General features: G+C 43.8%; 8 protein-coding genes and 1 pseudogene. 4 read left to right on the top strand and 5 right to left on the bottom strand.

Going from position 1 to position 17,904, the window contains the following annotated elements; genetic code table 11:
• The 4 genes from nikA to XYCOK13_RS05940 all read right to left on the bottom strand — a co-directional run bounded on the left by nikA (position 1) and on the right by XYCOK13_RS05940 (position 4,737).
• Positions 1–1,590 carry a nickel ABC transporter substrate-binding protein gene (gene nikA / locus XYCOK13_RS05955; protein ID WP_213410968.1) on the bottom strand — a complete coding sequence of 530 codons (1,590 nt, stop codon included), beginning with the start codon at positions 1,588–1,590 and terminating at the stop codon, positions 1–3.
• A 61-nt stretch (positions 1,591–1,651) separates the two neighbouring features.
• Positions 1,652–2,980, bottom strand: a complete 1,329-nt coding sequence (locus XYCOK13_RS05950; RefSeq protein ID WP_213410967.1) for an opine metallophore biosynthesis dehydrogenase — start codon at positions 2,978–2,980, stop codon at positions 1,652–1,654.
• Complete coding sequence (locus XYCOK13_RS05945) at positions 2,970–3,791, bottom strand: SAM-dependent methyltransferase (protein WP_213410966.1); 822 nt, start codon at positions 3,789–3,791, stop codon at positions 2,970–2,972. Before XYCOK13_RS05945 ends, XYCOK13_RS05950 begins: the two co-directional genes overlap by 11 nt.
• Positions 3,792–4,242: 451 nt before the next feature.
• A complete protein-coding gene (locus XYCOK13_RS05940; protein WP_213410965.1) occupies positions 4,243–4,737 on the bottom strand; it encodes an ABC transporter permease in 495 nt (164 codons plus the stop codon).
• A gap of 427 nt (positions 4,738–5,164) precedes the next feature.
• On the opposite strand from XYCOK13_RS05940, the gene XYCOK13_RS05935 reads away from it, so the two are divergent.
• The 3 genes from XYCOK13_RS05935 to XYCOK13_RS05925 are packed head-to-tail and all read left to right on the top strand — an operon-like array spanning position 5,165 to position 7,423.
• Complete coding sequence (locus tag XYCOK13_RS05935; RefSeq protein WP_213410964.1) at positions 5,165–5,956, top strand: ParA family protein; 792 nt, start codon at positions 5,165–5,167, stop codon at positions 5,954–5,956.
• A complete protein-coding gene (locus tag XYCOK13_RS05930; RefSeq protein ID WP_213410963.1) occupies positions 5,946–6,977 on the top strand; it encodes a ParB N-terminal domain-containing protein in 1,032 nt (343 codons plus the stop codon). The genes XYCOK13_RS05935 and XYCOK13_RS05930 overlap by 11 nt, the downstream gene beginning before the upstream one ends.
• 2 nt (positions 6,978–6,979) lie before the next feature.
• Entirely contained in the window at positions 6,980–7,423 is a 444-nt protein-coding gene (locus XYCOK13_RS05925) for a DUF6075 family protein (protein WP_213410962.1), read from the top strand.
• A 13-nt stretch (positions 7,424–7,436) separates the two neighbouring features.
• Here XYCOK13_RS05925 and XYCOK13_RS05920 read toward each other — a convergent pair.
• A pseudogene (locus tag XYCOK13_RS05920) lies at positions 7,437–11,050 on the bottom strand (YobI family P-loop NTPase).
• Positions 11,051–11,330: 280 nt separating this feature from the next.
• On the opposite strand from XYCOK13_RS05920, the gene XYCOK13_RS22230 reads away from it, so the two are divergent.
• Entirely contained in the window at positions 11,331–17,873 is a 6,543-nt protein-coding gene (locus XYCOK13_RS22230; protein ID WP_444545985.1) for a helicase-like domain-containing protein, read from the top strand.
• Positions 17,874–17,904 lie beyond the last annotated feature (31 nt).

The raw sequence follows: 17,904 nt of genomic DNA, 5'->3' as shown, positions 1-17,904 counted from the left end.
TCACTGCACATCCAGCTTGTTCGTCACTATATAAAATTCCTCGGCTCCCGGCTTCCAATTGGTTACTCGCTGATGAATGCCTACCAAGATGTTTGGATGAATAATATAGGAGTGCGGCATTTCTTCATGGATGATCTCGAGCGCGCTTCGGGTCAACTCATGGCGCTTCGGAACATCCCTCGTATCATTCAACTCGCGAAGGATCGCTTCCAGTTCTTCGAGATGGATATGGGCAGGGTTATAGGAGCCTCCCAATGTATACGCCGAATTTAAAAACGATCCTCCGTCACCGCGAGGCGAAGTCAGATAGCTTGCAGTTGACATATCCCAGTCCGTATTGTCCTTGATGTATACTTCGGGATATTCCACCGATACGATCTCGATCGCAATGCCAACCTTTGCCGCCTCAGATTGGACCAGCAGCGGGATAAGCGGGAGCTCCGGATTAATACCTGTGAACGCAATCAGCTTAAGCTTAAGCGGCTTGCCGTCCTTCTCCCATATACCGGCCGGGCCTTTCGTATAGCCGGCACTTTCCAGCAGCTTCAAGGCTCCGTCTGGATCCAGCTTCTGTGCAGCCTTCTTGCTCCCGAACGGCAGCAATGCATGAAACGGGCCGTTGGCAGGCATCGCGTGGCCGAGCATAATCTCTTCCACGATCGCGTCGCGGTCAATCAGCTTGTCCAACGCCTGTCTCACACGAAGATCCGCCACATGATCGCTGGCTGGATTGTATGTGAAATAATGCGTGCGCAAGCTCGTTACGGACTCAACGTCAAGCTCTTGGTCCTTCTCGATCAAGTCTAGAGATTCGGGGGCAAGATGATACACAATATCTGCTTGTTTGGACTGAAAAGCCAGCGTCCTTACGTTGGCGTCGGCATTGAACTGAATTGTCACTTCTTCCAGTTTGGCCAACTCGTCCCAGTAATGCTCATGACGAATGAGTGTGACCTCTTTGCCGGGGATGAACCCTGTCACTTTGAACGGGCCCGTCCCTACGGGGGCCTTGTTGAAGGCTTCCTTTCCTGACGCCTCTTCGGCTGCGATGCTGATGACGCTTGCTGTTGGATGGACAAGCTCGGTTGGAAACGCGGGATGCGGCTCCGTCGTTCGAAACGTCAGCACCTGACCATTCGCTTCAATGGAAGCAATTTTCAGTGAAGCCGCAAGCGGTCTGCTGTCGGCAATCCCTCTTTCGAACGATGCCTTTGCCGCAGCAGCATCGAGCTTCGTTCCATCTTGAAAGCGGATATTGTCGCGCAGCGTGAACACCCAGGTCAGCGGATCCTTCGCCTCCCACGTGGCAGCCAGCCACGGTGTGACCTGCATATTCTCGTCGAGCCGCACCAGAGTTTCCGCAACGCCGGCACGAACCGATATCCAGCCGTTATGCGGATCGAGCGTATCAACCGGGAGACTGTGAATAATCGTTATGCTTTTGCCTTCGCCTGACTGATCTGGCCCCGTCGTTGCGGCTGCAGGATACTGATTCTGTCCCTCCGCAGCGCATGCTGTCAGGAACAGAACAAATGCCATGCAGACCATGCTGCTCTTTAACCAAAATGTATGACAGCGCTTTCGATTCATTTTATGATTTACTCCTCCTTTCTTCCGCATGCTCTTCAGCTACTGGTATCAGCTGCTTCTTTTACTCCCCTGCGATTTGGACATTCCTATGAGTTGTCTTGAGCACTGCGGCTGCTTGCTCTTCTGCATGGTCTTCTATAAAATCCGGATGGTACCGGCCTGTCCCCTCGCTCGCCAAGAAAGAGAAGAGCTTGTTTCTATATTGCTCGATCAGGCTTCTGGCTTGGGGCATGGGTACTTCAAGCCGAATCGCGACCTCGCACAGCACCTTCAGTTTGTAGTAATCCTCATGCGGTACGCGAGGAATTTGCCAGCAGCCGTCACGGTCCAGAACCACCTGTCTATACGGAACAGCGGAAAAATCATAGTATCTTCCCTGCTCATCCGGTGCAGAAAACGGATCGATTAAAAGCGAGCTGTATCTTACGTACAGCAGGTACTCTTGCATGACCGCATCCATCGATGGAAATTCCTCGATTTGCGCTCTGCTGATGCTCTGTTCGTGAACCGGATAATTATCGTCGTTCAGGAACTTCAACAAGTTGACCGGTTGAATCTCCAGCTTCTGAAGAACCCGTGATACTTCCTTCCACAAATGAACCATGCTCCTCATGACATGGGGCGTTATAGGGCCCTCGGGATACAGCTTGTACATGTACTTTGAGGATTTGGACAATGAAAAAATCTCGTTCAGGGAAAACGTATTCATAAAAAGCGGCGGATGTACATAGGTTGTGATGCTGTGACTTTCAGCTTCAAGCGGAGTATCGACAATTTCACATTGCACACCCAACGTTTGAATGAGCTCGCTTACAGCTATGCATACGGATCGTTCCCTTCTGCCGGAGGCAAGGCGAATTTTGCGTTTGATGCCCTTGACCACCGATGTAAGTGGAGCCCGAGCATTCATGAACTTCGAAGCTGCATAATACGTGGACAAGCTTACCACTTCTATCCTTTGGGCGTGCTCTCCCAGTAAGCTTTGAACCAAAGCGTTGCTGCCGATGCCCGGCGAGAGCAGGATCAGCTGCTTGACCTTTCTCCTCATCTCCCCGGGCCATTCCCCCAGTATTCTGCCGTAATGATCACTGGGCGTGCACAACAAGACGGTGTCCCAATCAGGATCAAGTTCTTGATACCCTTCATAATAGCGATGGATCTTGGCCGAGCCGGATAATTGCTCCTTTCCCGAAACAAGCACATCGCATTGCACGTGGAAATCAGCGTCTGCCAGCAGCTTCCTCACCTGTCGAGCATGTTCCCCTTCCCGATTCAGCAAGCCTATGCGATTGGAAACGCGACTCCAGCTTACAGCCGCATGAATACCGGCCGGACCTGCGCCGATAATTAAGGTATTGCCAAAGATCGCCGGCTTGGATTCATGCCTCACTGAATTGCACCTCTTTCGCGTGGCTTGGCTTGCTTGTAAGAATCGCCGTATCATAGATGCCGTCATGCTTTAATAAAGAAGTCAACTGCCACCCGGTTGCCAAGCCCATTTCGAACGGATAATTGAACAGGGACTTTAATCCGTTTCCATATCGTAAAATAACAATGGCGTTCGAGGGGAGCTCGGTTTTCAGCATCTCCAGCAATTCATATTTCCTCTCCACCAGAGAAGCAATAAAAATATGAGTCGCTTGACGAATGTAGGCCAACCCCTCTTCATATGTCCCGACAAAACGAACCTTATCCTGCATACCTAGTGCGTCCGCAACCTTGGTGCCAAACAATACCGCTTCCTCATCAATATCTACACACAGCACTTCTGCTCCTGTTTCTCGCGATAAGGTCAAAGGAGAAATAGGGAAAGACCCGGAGCCGATAAACAAGATGCGCGAGTTCGGCTGGAGATGGAAATTCGGTATTTCTTGTTTGACTGCCATAGAAAGCATGGACAAATACTCACTCATGCTTTCTTTCTGCTCTAGCAGCTTTTGACTCTGGAACTTCTCCAGATTGCAAAGCGCCTGATTGCTGGTGAAGCGAAGTTGATCTACAAGCTCAACGATTTCCTGGAGATGTCCCCACTGCTCCCAGACGATATGATTGCCATCGCACATAATATAGCGGCAAAGGGCATCCAGTTTGGCTTGTATGAATTCAAAGCACTCCGAACATTGTTTGGCGTAATTGTTTAGCAGCGTGAGCTCGAAATTAAAAGTTTGCAGTGCAAGCATTAACGCATACTTGCCTTTCACTAACCATTCCTCCCTTGTTATTCATTCAATCATTTATTAGTTTGTTGACATCCCTCCTATTTTTTTCTATTCTCTCTCTCAGTATGGCATAAAAGTGATCGTTGAAAAATAGCTCGATATGGTCATAAACCTGCTTGATACATAGAAAAACGGCACTCTCAGCTTGTCTGAAAGTGCCAATTAGATGCGCATGTTTGGATATTCGAATAGGTTTCGATGATTGGTTTCCACCACTGACCGCCTGCTTTTTTCGTAGAAGGTCAAGCCAGTTGTCCTACTGGCACACTTCTCCACCCCCTATTTCTCATTGTTCACCATTATTCCGGACAAGGAGGCATTAGGATTCTCCATCTGACGTCTTTTCGTGTTCTAAGCTTCCTTGCGCTTCGATTCGTTCAGTGCATAAGGATTTATAAACCGTTCTGACTGATATAAATAAGCTGTCTTCAACTTACAGATCATCATGCTCCACCCTGCGGATCGGCATGTAACTGATCGATACACCGATGAGCCCGAGTGCAATCGGTATGGCGATAATAGTGCCCAAACTTTCTCCGTTGTTGCCCGCATAGAGGAGAGTGACGATCAGAATGGAGGAGATGATCGTGGTCGGCACCGATTTTTTGCGAAACCCGAATAACAACGGAATAAGAGCCAGCCCTGCCGATGAAACTGCATTTACGACGAGTTGCAGCGACTGCTTTGCGATGATATCCGCTGTCAGCGGTCCCGGTGCGAGTACCCCTCGTTCATTGACAAAGTGGAAGCCTGCCGAGACCAGTACTGTCGATACGATAATGAACATAAAGGTCAATCCGCATACAATCAGCAATTTGGATAGAAGCAGCTTTTTCCGGTTGATCGGATACATGAATAAGACGGCAATCGTACGGTTCCGGTATTCGTCCACGACGAGTCTGGACAACATAGCGGAAGCATAGATCACGAATGAACTCACACTGGGAATACAGTTCAAAGATATCTTCAGCAGATACAGTGAATGAAGTAATGAAAATAAAAAAAGCTCATCAGGAACGATCTCCGATGAACTATTTATAAAAGTAGTGCCGGTGAAGGGACTTGAACCCCCACTCCCTTGCGGGAAACGGATTTTGAGTCGCACATGTTACTCGGAATATAGCAGAACCTAAGTCAAAGAAGAGGAATCTAAAACCCGCGAAAAGCCTTGTAGAATCAAGGTTTTTCGCGGGTTTTTCCGTTGAATTCAAGCGCCGCAAGGCTTCCCAACAACGTCCCAAAATGAAACCATTTTGGGACGTTGGGAAGAACTCGGAGAGAACGATAACAGAACAGCCCGCTCCCTACCATTGACAATAAAAAATGAAGCCTCAGCTTCGAGGAGGGTAATTGAAATGAGGAAAACAACCGTAATCACGATCGCTAATCAAAAAGGTGGTACTGGCAAAACAACCACCGCCTACAACTTGGCTTATGCTTTAACTAATGAAGGAGAAAAAGTATTGCTGATCGATTTTGACCCCCAAGGGAATCTCACGATGTGCTTTGGCATCGAACAACCAGATAAACTCCCTTACTCCATGTTCAACATCATGAATGCGATGATGACGGACGAGCCGCTTCCGTCGCCCGAAGAATACATTCATACGCAGGGAAACATCGACCTGATTCCAAGCAATATTGAACTGTCTGTTGCCGAAATCAACCTACGGGATGAAATGGGCGGTGAAAAAACATTGGCTTCCTTATTGGAACCAATGAAATCAAGCTACGACTACATCATTATTGATACGAATCCTTCGCTCGGTCTGCTAACCATTAATGCTTTAGCGGCCAGTGATAGTGTACTGATTCCAGTCAATCCGCAGCTTTGGTCGGCTACAGGTTTAACTCAATTACTCAAGATCATTGTAAAAGTCAAAAAACGAATCAACCCGCACATTCGTATTGAAGGCATTTTAATGACGATGTGCGATACCCGAACCAACTTATATAAAGAAGCTTTTCGATTAGTCAAAGTGTATTACCGTGAAACGTTCCGTATTTTCGACATTCAAATTCCACTGTCCGTTAAGGTAGGCGAAGCAAACTTTTATAGTCAAAGCATTATCGAATTTCTCCCCCAATCCAAAGTAGCGATTGCGTATCAAAATCTGGCGAAGGAGTTGATGGTAAATGGCAGCTAAACGTCCTGTACCGAAGCTAGCCAGCATCGACGAGTTGCTGCTACTGTCTGAACAACAGTCAGATATCAGTTCTACTAGCGAAAACGGATTGCAGGTTATTCCCATAAGTAAAATCAGAATTTATCATAACCATCCCTTTCGACTCTATGAGGACGAACGGCTGGCTGATATGGCAAACAGCATTGAAACGAATGGCATCCTTGTTCCGGTCATTGTCCGCCGCATTGAAGTAGATGAGCATGGCTACGAGTTTGAAATGCTGGCTGGTCACAATCGCATGAATGCCGCTCAAATGATCGGATTGGAGCATTTACCCGCTATTGTCAAAGAAAGTTTATCGAACGAAGAAGCATTGATGTATGTCGTAGAAACCAACGTCTTACAGCGCTCGTTCAGCGAAATGCTCCCATCTGAAAAAGCAAAGGTTTTGTCTCTGCGCTATTCCAAAATGTTCTCTCAGGGAAAGCGAAACGACATTATTAGGGAACTTCAGGAGCTGGAAAACCCGCAGTATATCAAGGAAAGTGCAACTTCGACCCTAATAGGGGCGAAGTCACGCAGCGATGAAAAACTTGGTAACGAATATGGCTTATCCAAAAATACAGTAGCTCGATTGCTTCGCATTGACCATTTAACTATTGAACTGAAGCAACGAGTGGATGATGGCGAAATTGGGATTTATCCAGCCGTCAGCTTATCCTACCTGGCTGAGTCTGAACAGGTTTTAGTCGAACAAGCTTTATCGCAAAACGAATTTAAAGTGGACATGAAAAAGGCTGAATTGCTACGAATGCACAGTGGGAAGCTCACTACTGAACAGGCAAACAAAATCTTATCTGGTGAAGCTACTCGCAAACCACGTAGCAAAGTACCAGTGCCATTTAAGCTGAAGCACAAAATATACACCAAATACTTTTCTGCTAACACCAAACCAGCCGAAATTGAAGCGATTATCGACAAAGCTTTGAAATTGTATTTTTCTCAGCAGCCATCTGCATTAAACCATGAAACGGAGGAATAAGCATGCCCAGAATTTTCAAAGATATTTCACATGAGCAATTTTATGAAAGTAACGTGATTCGTGCCAATCGCCAACATGATCCTTATCGCAAAGCTCTGTTTTACCTGCTCGGTCTTACCGATGAAACTCGTCGCCACATTCATGACGTATATGACTACCAAGAAAACAGCATCCGTTTGGAGGGACTTCAAGAAGGTTGGCAAACAGGTACTTCCTCTCGCCTCACCCGCCTAGCCTTCAATCTTTATTCTGGCTATACGGGCGAGGACGAGCAACAAGTTTATCAATACAGCCCTTATTATCTTTTTGATAATGAGCTGATGCCCTTCTTTTTTGAAGCCGTTAAGCTACGGTATTCGGAATACGACCGGTGCTTCGTTCCGAATATGCGGTTTGTTGATGCTCCAGCACTTCAAGTTCAGGAGTATGGCGAGTTAGAGCATTGATAGCAAGAAGCTCCTAAAGCAAATAAGTTCTTTCTCTATTTCTAATAACCTTATAATATTCATCGTTATCTCTTGTATAATCTGAAATCCAACCCTTCCGTTTGAATGCAGTTAAAAGTTGTTCATTTGCTTCGTTTATCTCATATCTAGGTCTGGTACGAGGCTCAAAAATCTTTTGGTACTCTATCAGACCAAGTTCTTTAAGATATCCTTGACAAGTATCCCGATCCATATCCTTCAATGATAAGGCTAGTAAAGTAATTTTTTCATTAAGTTCCAGATCTTCAGTTAAAAGCAGTACTTTTAATAATGAATGACAGATCTTAATTCCCTCAGTAACAATCAATTCGATTTTCCCCTTAGCTAATTCAACTATTATTCGTTGAATCTCAGTATTCCAATTCCGATATGTTGAGAACAACTGAGGGAGATCATCAGGATCAATATTATGGTTTAGGATATAAGCATTAACAGTATCTGAATAATTCCTGTTTAAGATAGTTAGCTTTTCTGTAGTAAATTCAAGAAGTTGAAGTTTAAATTTATCTGCTATATCCCACGAAATGACTTCGAGCATCTCTTCAACTAAGAATGATTCTTGGGTCATTAAATTGACGTAGTCATCAAGGTTTCTTTTGATGTAATAAAAAGTCTGACTAGAGTACTGTTCTCTTATAAAGGATAATGACTCCAAATTCATAGGTACAATTTCTTTATCCACAATAATACGAAACTTTTCATCAGAGATTCCATCAACATTGAAAACATCGTATGGAATATGAAGGGTCGTCAAAATCTCGTTGTACTTTTCATTTGTAAGCTTATTACACACAATTACTTCGTTAAAAAGTTTCTCTAAGTCACCCTCGTAGCTAGTAAAGTTCAATGTTGAGTTATTGTCATCTATAAAGCCTATTAATTCAATAGTTAGCGTTTCATTATGTTCAAAGTAATCAATGATATTTTGCTCTGTGTAACTTACCAATCGTCTGTATATTAGATCCTTCCAAAGATCGCGGTCATCAACTGAACTTATTGACACTATACAAGTCTGTAGATATTGAACATACTGTTTTTTCTGCTCTAGTGGTATCGAATCGTTATTTAGTATTTCTAGTGCAGCACTTTCGTCATCATCAATCTTTTGCCTGCTATTTTCTAAAATAATATGAACATAATCAGATATATGATTATGTATGTACTGAGCTAACGGTGAGTCAGGACGAGAGAGTACTAAAGAATAATTTCTATGGAGGATGTTCTCTTCATTCTCTATAGAATAGAACGATCTTAACATAAGCACCAGATTTTCAAAATTAAGAACGAATAATGACTCACTATAAACTTTCTCTAAAAGTTCAGGATTTGCCTTGTCAATTATAATAAATGAAACATTTAGCTTCTTAAAACGCTCAATTAATCTATCTGACCTAGGTTCGTTTATATCCAAGTAATCAATACTTTCTGAAATATACTGCGTTAGGGAGTTATCAATATTTACAGCTTGAATATCTTGATCGCTTGAATAGTACAGCGTATAAATAGAATATAACCTGATTTGTTTATCGGTCAGACGCCTATCTTGTACAATTAGCTGAAACATAGCGGACCATTCTCTATTCATAGATTTAACAAAGGCTTCTGTTTCTCTTTCTGTATCAAAATAAGCTCCAATAAACTTAAAGTTTTTCGTTTCTCGGAGTTGATTTAAAAATCGATTAAGATATTTCTGATTTTCAACTGTTTGCAATAGATATTCAAACAAGTCAAAATTGAGAGCCTCTTCTTGATCCAAATCGACTTCCCTAAGCCTGGCTGTCACCAACTTTGGATTTTTCAAACGATACGTATATTCTTTGGCCTTTTTATCAGTAATACTACGTAAAAAAGTTTTGTCCACGCGACTAATGCTATTCGCATAAAAATAAGTCATATAATCCTGATAGGATTCATCAATAAATCCGTTCCGAATGAGATACTTTAATAAATCAAAATACTCACTACTTTTTATTTCATGGAAATTAGTTTCTATACCGATCTCGTTCTTCACTGTAATTTTGAAAATGGAGTCAATGTTATCTCTGTTTATTATTTCTTTAAGTTGCTTAGTTTGTGTAAAAACTATATCTCGTTCTATCTTGAACAGTTCTTCTTCTAATTCACTAATCCTGTTATCTCTCCCTATCTCTACTGTTTTCTTTCGAACAGGAAAGACTTCTTTGTACTCTCGTTCATACTCATCTCGTAACTTCCGAGGATTCCCCTGATTTGTTATTCTTGAAGACTTTGCTCTGTAAGCATCTTGCAATTCTTCAATGGAAATCAAATATTCCTTTTTCACGTCTTCTATCTCAATTTTCTTTAGCTCAGCTAATTGTTTAAGTCTTTCTATCTCCTTTTTAGAAAACTCATCTTTTTTAGAAAACAGTGCAAATACCATCCCTTGATTAAGCTGCAAATCACTAAAATCTCTGGGGAACAGATTCTTATATGCTATTATCGCAAGCATTTTGTTCCAATCTTGTTCTGTTGTATTAAGCCTGTCATTGTAAACCACAAATTCATTGTATATATTTTTTAATATTCTCATATCGTCAATGTAAAGTGAGAGCCCCTGTAAGAAATTCTCATCAAACTTGTGATAAATATCCCCATCCTCAAAATGAGATATAAACTGATCGTATGAATTAGAACTATCTACCACGGGTACTATCGGTATAATAAAATCAAAAAACTTTGTTCGATCCTTTGAAATGAAAATATCATCTCTTAACAAATAAAAAAAACGAATTGGAGGTTTATCTTCTTTTTTAAGCTGAATGTTGGCTAAAGTGTTTATCTCTCGAAGACGTTCGAATATCCTATTTGCGTTAAAGCGATCCATATCTTCAAATACAATTACACCTGCTTCCACACTTTCAAAAAGGTATAGAACTTCGTTAAGATACTTGTCAAAATAGGACTCGTCACTCTCTTCAAAAATCTCTATCTCATTTCCCTGTAAGTTAAGTTTTCTGAATACATTGCGATTCATTTGAGTTTTTATCAATTTATAAAGAAGTCTGAACGGTATTAATACACTTATAATTCCACTAACTAATGGAGCGTGTTCATTAATAGTAAATTCTAATATGGTAGCCAACCATGAAGCCGGCAACCCTATAATATAGCTACTCCACTGTTCAAACATAATTATGTGCATTATTGCAATAAAAAACACATGATTAAAGAAGCAATGATTATAATACTTCTATTTTTAACTTTCTGTTTAACTTTAAAGTTTGTCTGTGGAATTTTATCTGATGGTATCTGATGAATAAGCTGGTTTAATATTTTTCCCTCTAATATAGATTCTTTTATCTCCTGCTCATCATCTTCTTCAGAGGTTTTAAAATGTGCTAATGATACATGAACAAATTTCAATTCTTTATGCAAAGCTTTATATGATTCTATAACACTACTTTTTCCAGCACCATAAGAACCGGAAATAGCAACATTAACAACTTCAGGGTTCTCAAAAATATAATTTATTGCATCCCTATATACTTTCAAATCTACTGAGTTAAACGGAGTAAGCTTTTGGAATTTTTGTTTTTTACTCTCCTCCAAATTCGTTACGTCCCCCACTCTTCGTCTATTTTGGATTTTGTCTTTGATTTTATGTATCCAGTGAACCACTTTGTTTTTCTTCAAAAAACTCCCTCCCTATAATCTTGTTGCACCGTTACATTCAGATTGTAAGTAGAGTCACTAATAGTTGTTATTTCGACAGCACACTCTGCTTAAATATGTATATTCCACATTATTCGTTAAAAACCTTTCATAACCTTGATAAATAACAGTGTTTAAGAACTATCCACATCAGTCGTTCAAACTACCCCTTTCCCTTCAAAGAAAGGAGGACAACATGCGACGAACCGAGCATTTACAGAATCTTTATCAAGCTGCTGTGTCTCAAGTCACCGCTAGCAGTCAGGCGTGGTCAGACTTCCTCGCCTTTTCCGCTCAAATCTATAAGTACTCATTCGACAATACCCTGCTCATTTATCTCCAGCGTCCAGATGCAACGATGCTCGCCCCTCTGCCACTTTGGAACCAGTTAGGGCGATATGTACGAAAAGGTGAAAAAAGCATTGCTGTTTGCAATTTCCAAGATGGAGATGTTCACGTACAACATCTGTTCGATACTACGCAAACCTACGGTAAGCCACTTCCTGTCATCTGGAATCTGGACAACATTCCAATTGAGCAACTTGTTGACCAGCTCTACCCTAACGATGTCAATGATTTTTACTCCTGTATCTATGACCAAGCCCATATTGCCATTTCTTCTTACATGGACATGATGCTTGAAGGTTTTGAGCGAGACACGCAACATCACTTTCTCGGTACACTTCCATTAAGCGGTGTTGAAGAACAATTGCATGAGCTACTCATTGTCAGTATCATTTCCATCGTGCTTCGTCGCTGTAATCAGCCCGAAGATCTGGAACCTGATTTTTCGACCATCAGCCACTTTAATACAATTCCACTCATATCCCGGCTTGGTTTCTACATGAACACTATTGCCAGAGAAATTTTGCAGAATATCGCCCGACATGTCAAAATCATCGAAAACGAAAGGAGCAATACACATGACCCGCGAAGTAAAGCTTACCTACAGCGAAACCGATGGCATATCGCATCCCAACTTGAGAATTTCGAATCCCTCAACACCGCCCCAACCACCTTTGGGCAAGTACGGACGGATGGCGCTGAATCATCTCCGCAATCATTACCCACACCTATTTCTGACACTGCACATGCAGGGCGACCTGATGAAGAAAATGAGCGAAATCGAACAGGAAGCCCTGAGCAAGATGGAAGCCCTGACGGAACAGCTTCTCAGGCTCCATCCAATGCCACAGACCGACGATACGCTAGAGAGGACACGTCATTTGAATCAGATCAAGGAAACAGCAGAAGAACTGATCTTGAACGATATCGTGTTCAAACCGAGATAGATTCAATTGAACCGTCCCAGGAGCCGCTGGAGAGCGGTTCTTTTTTTTCGACGGATGCTGACCTTCCCGAAAGCCGCTCTGCTGAAGAAATGCTGGAAATTTTGCTGCAACGAAATCAAGGTGAAGCAACAATTAAATCCCGTATCTATCAATTCGTTACCGAGCATCATCCGGCAAAACCTGCCGATCTTGTACCTGTGCTAAAAAATGTATACGGTATAGGCGGAGCCAGAGGCGGACTGGGCGAGGGGCTACAGGGTTACATGACAAGCGGCAAAGGCATCGAACTGTTGTGGACAGATGCAAACGGCGAGCATGAAGTGACGCTGACCTGGAACAGAGTGGCCTCCATCTTGCTCACCTTGGTGCGGGAAGGACGATACAGCGAAAGGTTTCCCCCTTTTCCACCAGAAGAACCGGAGTGGACGCTGTTCAGTTATGCCGAACAAGTGGAGCAAAGCGATCCATTGAATCAGCATACCGAACAGCTTTCATCATCCGATCACGTTCAAAACAAATGGGAACCCGCATCATCACCCGTTTCAGACCATTCATTACCAAGTGCTGATTCGGTTTCGACTGTTGCTGCTCCCGTCATATCGGTTTCTACTGCAAGCAACTATCGCTTTGATCCCTCCCGCCCGCCTTACGTCTCCGGTCCGAAAAGTAAGTACAAGCACAATGTGGAAGCCATCCAGTTGCTCAAACAGTTGGAGACCGAACAGCGTCAAGCTTCGCCGGAGGAACAACAGATCTTGGCTGGTTATGTCGGCTGGGGTGGCTTGGCCAATGTGTTCCATCCAACCGCATCCGGCTGGGAACAGGAATACACGGAGTTAAAGCAATTACTGGATGAGGATGAATATGCCGCGGCGCGTAGTTCAACCATTACTGCGTTCTATACCGAACAAGCGATTATCCGCCTCATCCACGATACCTTAAAGCGTTTCGGATTAACGGATGGTACCGGACGCAAATTGTTGGATCCCTCCATGGGGACAGGGAATTTCCTTTCTGTCTTGCCGCCTGAATGGGAAAAAGCAGAGCTGCATGGTGTTGAACTGGATTCCCTCACCGGACGACTCGCCCGCCAACTTTACCCCAATGCCAACGTTCGACAGCAAGGATTCGAAACGGTGGATTGGAAGAACACTCGCTTCGATGCGATGTTCAGCAACATTCCATTTCATAATGTTCGTGTGTTTGACAAGCAGTACACCAGCAATTATCTCATTCATGATTACTTTTTTATCAAGTCACTCGACTTGCTGAAGCCGGGTGGTATATTAGCCTACATCGTCAGTAAAGGCACGCTGGACAAGCAAGATTCCAGTGTACGAAAATTGCTGGCACAGCAGTCTGAGCTCATCGGCGCTATACGTCTGCCGAACACCACGTTTCAATCACTTGCCGGTGCTACGGTAACGACCGACATCGTCTTTCTGCAAAAACGAGCGATGCCGATTCGCTTCACTAATGAAGAATGGCCGGAATGGGTAGATGTAGGACAAACATCGGATCATGTGCCGCTAAACCGATACTACTTGTCTCACCCTGAGAAGGTGCTTGGTCGAATGATTTGGGATCAAGGGATGTATGGACCGGAACAAACCACCGCTTGCGTGCCGCTAGAAGATCAGGATTTGATCCCTGCCTTAGAGCAGGCCCTGCATTCTTTGCAAGCTACCTTACCGTCATCCTTATCAACGGAGTTAATCGATACCGTCGAACCCGCACGCCGCGAAGCGCCAATCGATGCTAAGAACTTCACCTATATATTAGAAGGTTCTCAAATTTACTACTGCGAAAACGGTGAATTACTCCTTCAAGATATTCAAGGAAAAAAAGCCGAACGAATTAAGGGTTTGTGTGAAATCAAGATGGCACTGCTGGACGTCATTGACATTCAATCACAAGAAGAAGGATACGGAGATACAGAGCTTGCAACAGCCCAAAGTCGGCTCAATCAGGTTTATGACCAATTTGTCCGGTCCTATGGCGCCATTAACGAGCGAGCCAATACAAGTGCTTTTTCCGATGACGACCAACTTCCCCTTCTACGTTCCATCGAAGATTTCACACCACAAAAAACATGGGTAAAAGCAGCTATTTTCTCTCGCCCGACAATCCGATCGAATCGACTTCCTGATCGAACGGAATCTGCTCTGGAAGCCATGCAAATTTGTCTTAATCAACGACTACGTATTGACTTGCCTTATATCGCTCACCTGTGCAACAAAACAACAGATGAAGTTCGTGAAGAATTGGGTGAACGTATTTATCTAAACCCGCAAAAGTACACAGGAGATATCGATGAGGGATGGGAACTCGATGAAGAATATTTGTCCGGTCCAGTCAAAGACAAATTGGCCTATGCCACGCTTAAAGCCCAAGAACATCCTGATCTTTTTACTCGAAACATAGAAGCGCTGACTCGTGTTCAGCCTGCTCCATTGTTGCCTGGTGACATTGACTTTCGTATTGGCAGCCCGTGGATTCCGATTCGGTATTACCAAGCATTTATGTATGAAACTTTCGGAACATCCAAAGTGCTGCAAAACAGTCAAACCGTCGATGTTAATTATCTGGAATATACGAATACTTGGCGCGTGACCGGAAAATCGCTGGAACGGGGCTCCGTCAATGTCAATCAAACCTATGGTACGCCTCGTGTTAATGCATACGAAATCTTTGAAAATAGTTTGAATCTGCAAAGCGTAACGGTACGAGATCCGGTAAGCTATATGGACGCCAGTGGCAAAGAACAAGTCAAGTATGTCATCAATGCCAAAGAAACGATGATCGCTCGTGCTAAGCAGCAACAAATGCGAGAAGCCTTCGCCTCCTGGCTGTTTCGGGATAAAGAACGGGCGGACACCTTGCTAACGATTTACAATGATAAATTTAATACGATTCGCCCTCGCCACTATGACGGCGAGCATTTGGTATTCCCCGGGATGAGTGGAGAAATGGAACTGCGAAAACATCAAAAAGATGTCACTGCTCGTATCCTCTATTCAGGAACGGCACTGATGGCTCATGAAGTTGGGGCTGGGAAAACCGCCGCCATGATCGCGGCTGGCATGACATTGAAACAAATCGGCGCAACTCAAAAGCCGATGTACTGTGTTCCCAACCACCTGACCGAGCAATGGGCCAATGAGTTTTTGCGTTTTTATCCTGGAGCCAATATTCTCGTTACGACCAAAAAAGATTTCACCCCAGCTAACCGTCAACGCTTTGTATCTCGTATCGCAATGGGGAATTATGATGCCATTATTATCGGGCACAGCCAATTTGAGAAAATCCCCATTTCCCGCGAACGGCAAGAGCGACTGCTGGAGGATGAGATCCGTAATGTCGCTCACATGATTGACCAGATAAAAAAGGAAAAAGGAGATGATTGGAGCGTTAAGCAAATGGTCGTATTTGAAAAAAATCTAAAGTCTCGTCTTGAACGTTTGGCGAACGAAGGGAAAAAGGATGACTTGCTTACCTTCGAGCAACTCGGAGTTGATATGCTGTTTGTCGATGAAGCTCACGCTTATAAGAACTGCTTCACATACACAAAAATGCGCAATGTGGCCGGAATCGGCAAATCGAGTAGCCAGAGAGCGACAGACATGATGCTTAAATGCCAATACCTGCAGGAAATGAACAACGGCAGAGGTATTGTGTTCGCGACAGGTACCCCGATCAGCAACAGTATGTCTGAAATGTATGTGATGCAACGCTACCTTCAACCACATCTATTGCACAAACTCGGTCTTAATTTCTTCGACAACTGGGCCGCAACGTTCGGTGAAGTTGTGACCTCTCTGGAAATGACACCGGAAGGCAGCGGCTACCGAATGAAATCCCGCTTCGCCAAGTTTCATAATCTGCCTGAATTGATGAGCTTGTTTCGACTGATTGCGGACATTCAAACTGCTGATATGCTGAACCTTCCCACGCCAAAGCTAAAGGATGAGAAAGCAACGATCGTCGTCAGTGAATGCTCGCCATATCAGCAGCAAATTATGGATGACTTTGTGGTTCGTGCTGAGAAAATTCGTAATCATGAAGTCGATGCTTCCGAAGACAATATGTTAAAACTCACCCATGAAGCCAAACTGATGGCCATTGATCCGAGATTGCTCGAAGAAGAGGCTCCAACCGATCCGCATTCCAAACTCAATCGTTGTATTGGCAACGTCCTTGACATTTGGCAACACACACAGGAAAACCGGCTTACCCAAGTCATCTTTTGTGACAGCGGCACGCCAAAGCCTGGGCAATTCAATGTATATGATGAAATAAAAGAACAATTGACGATCCAAGGCATACCGGAAGAGGAAATTGCCTTTATTCACGATGCAAAAACAGACGTACAAAGAGAACAGTTATTTGAAAACGTACGCCGCGGCAGCGTTCGTATTCTGATGGGCTCCACCGTAAAAATGGGAACGGGAACCAATGTGCAGGATCGGTTGATTGCGGCTCACCATCTGGATTGCCCTTGGCGTCCGGCTGATATTACCCAGCGGGATGGACGTATTTTGCGGCAAGGAAACCGGAATGAAACGGTTCAAATCTTTCGTTATGTAACGAAAGGAACCTTTGACGCTTACCTGTGGCAAATTCAGGAGCAGAAGCTTCGCTATATCTCCCAAGTCATGACCGGCAAGAGTATTTCTCGTTCCTGTGAGGATGCAGACGAAACCGTACTAACAGCAGCCGAAGTCAAGGCTGTGGCTACCGATAACCCGCTGCTGGCCGAAAAAATGCATATCGATAACGAAGTCGCCCGCTTAAAACTTTTGAAAGCCAACTGGCAAAACGAGCAGACGGTACTCGAAAACAACATTCAAAAAAGCTATCCGGCCATGATTGCGATCTGTGACGAAAAACAAAAAAAGATTCTAGCGGATATGCAGACAGCAGAACAAAACCGCCAGACGTCCTTTTCGATTCAAATCGATGGAAAGACTTATGAAGAACGTCCCGAAGCCGGAGAAATTCTGCTTTTATTAGCAAACATGACTGACGCCAGTCAACCCGCAAGCCAAATGGGTCAGTATTGCGGGTTTCCGCTATTCTTATCTCGTTCCGCTTTTGAATCCGTTCATCTTCAAATCCATGGGGCAGAAACTCATTCCGTCGAACTTGGGGAATCAGCACTGGGAAATATATCGCGGCTAGAGAACCTCATTTCCAAATTTCCAGCGTTGCTCCGCGACATCGAACAAAAGCGAGAAAATACTTTACAACAACTTGCAACTGCCCAGAAAGAGGTCGGTAAACCTTTTGAAGAGGATCAGAAACTGCAACAGCTCGTAGCCAGGCAGTCTGAAATCAATTCCACGTTGGAATTTAAGGAACTTCAGGATCAGGAAACACTTTTGAACGAGGGATCAGAGGAACAATCAGAGCAAAACCATAAGCTAGAGGCAGGACTGGAACATTAATCAATTTCTCAGACTTGCCTCTGTCTATCTT

This window comes from Xylanibacillus composti (assembly GCF_018403685.1).
In the GTDB taxonomy this organism is placed as follows: domain Bacteria; phylum Bacillota; class Bacilli; order Paenibacillales; family K13; genus Xylanibacillus; species Xylanibacillus composti.
Note: the sequence above shows the minus strand (reverse complement) of the source record. Positions and strands in the feature narration are given on the sequence as shown.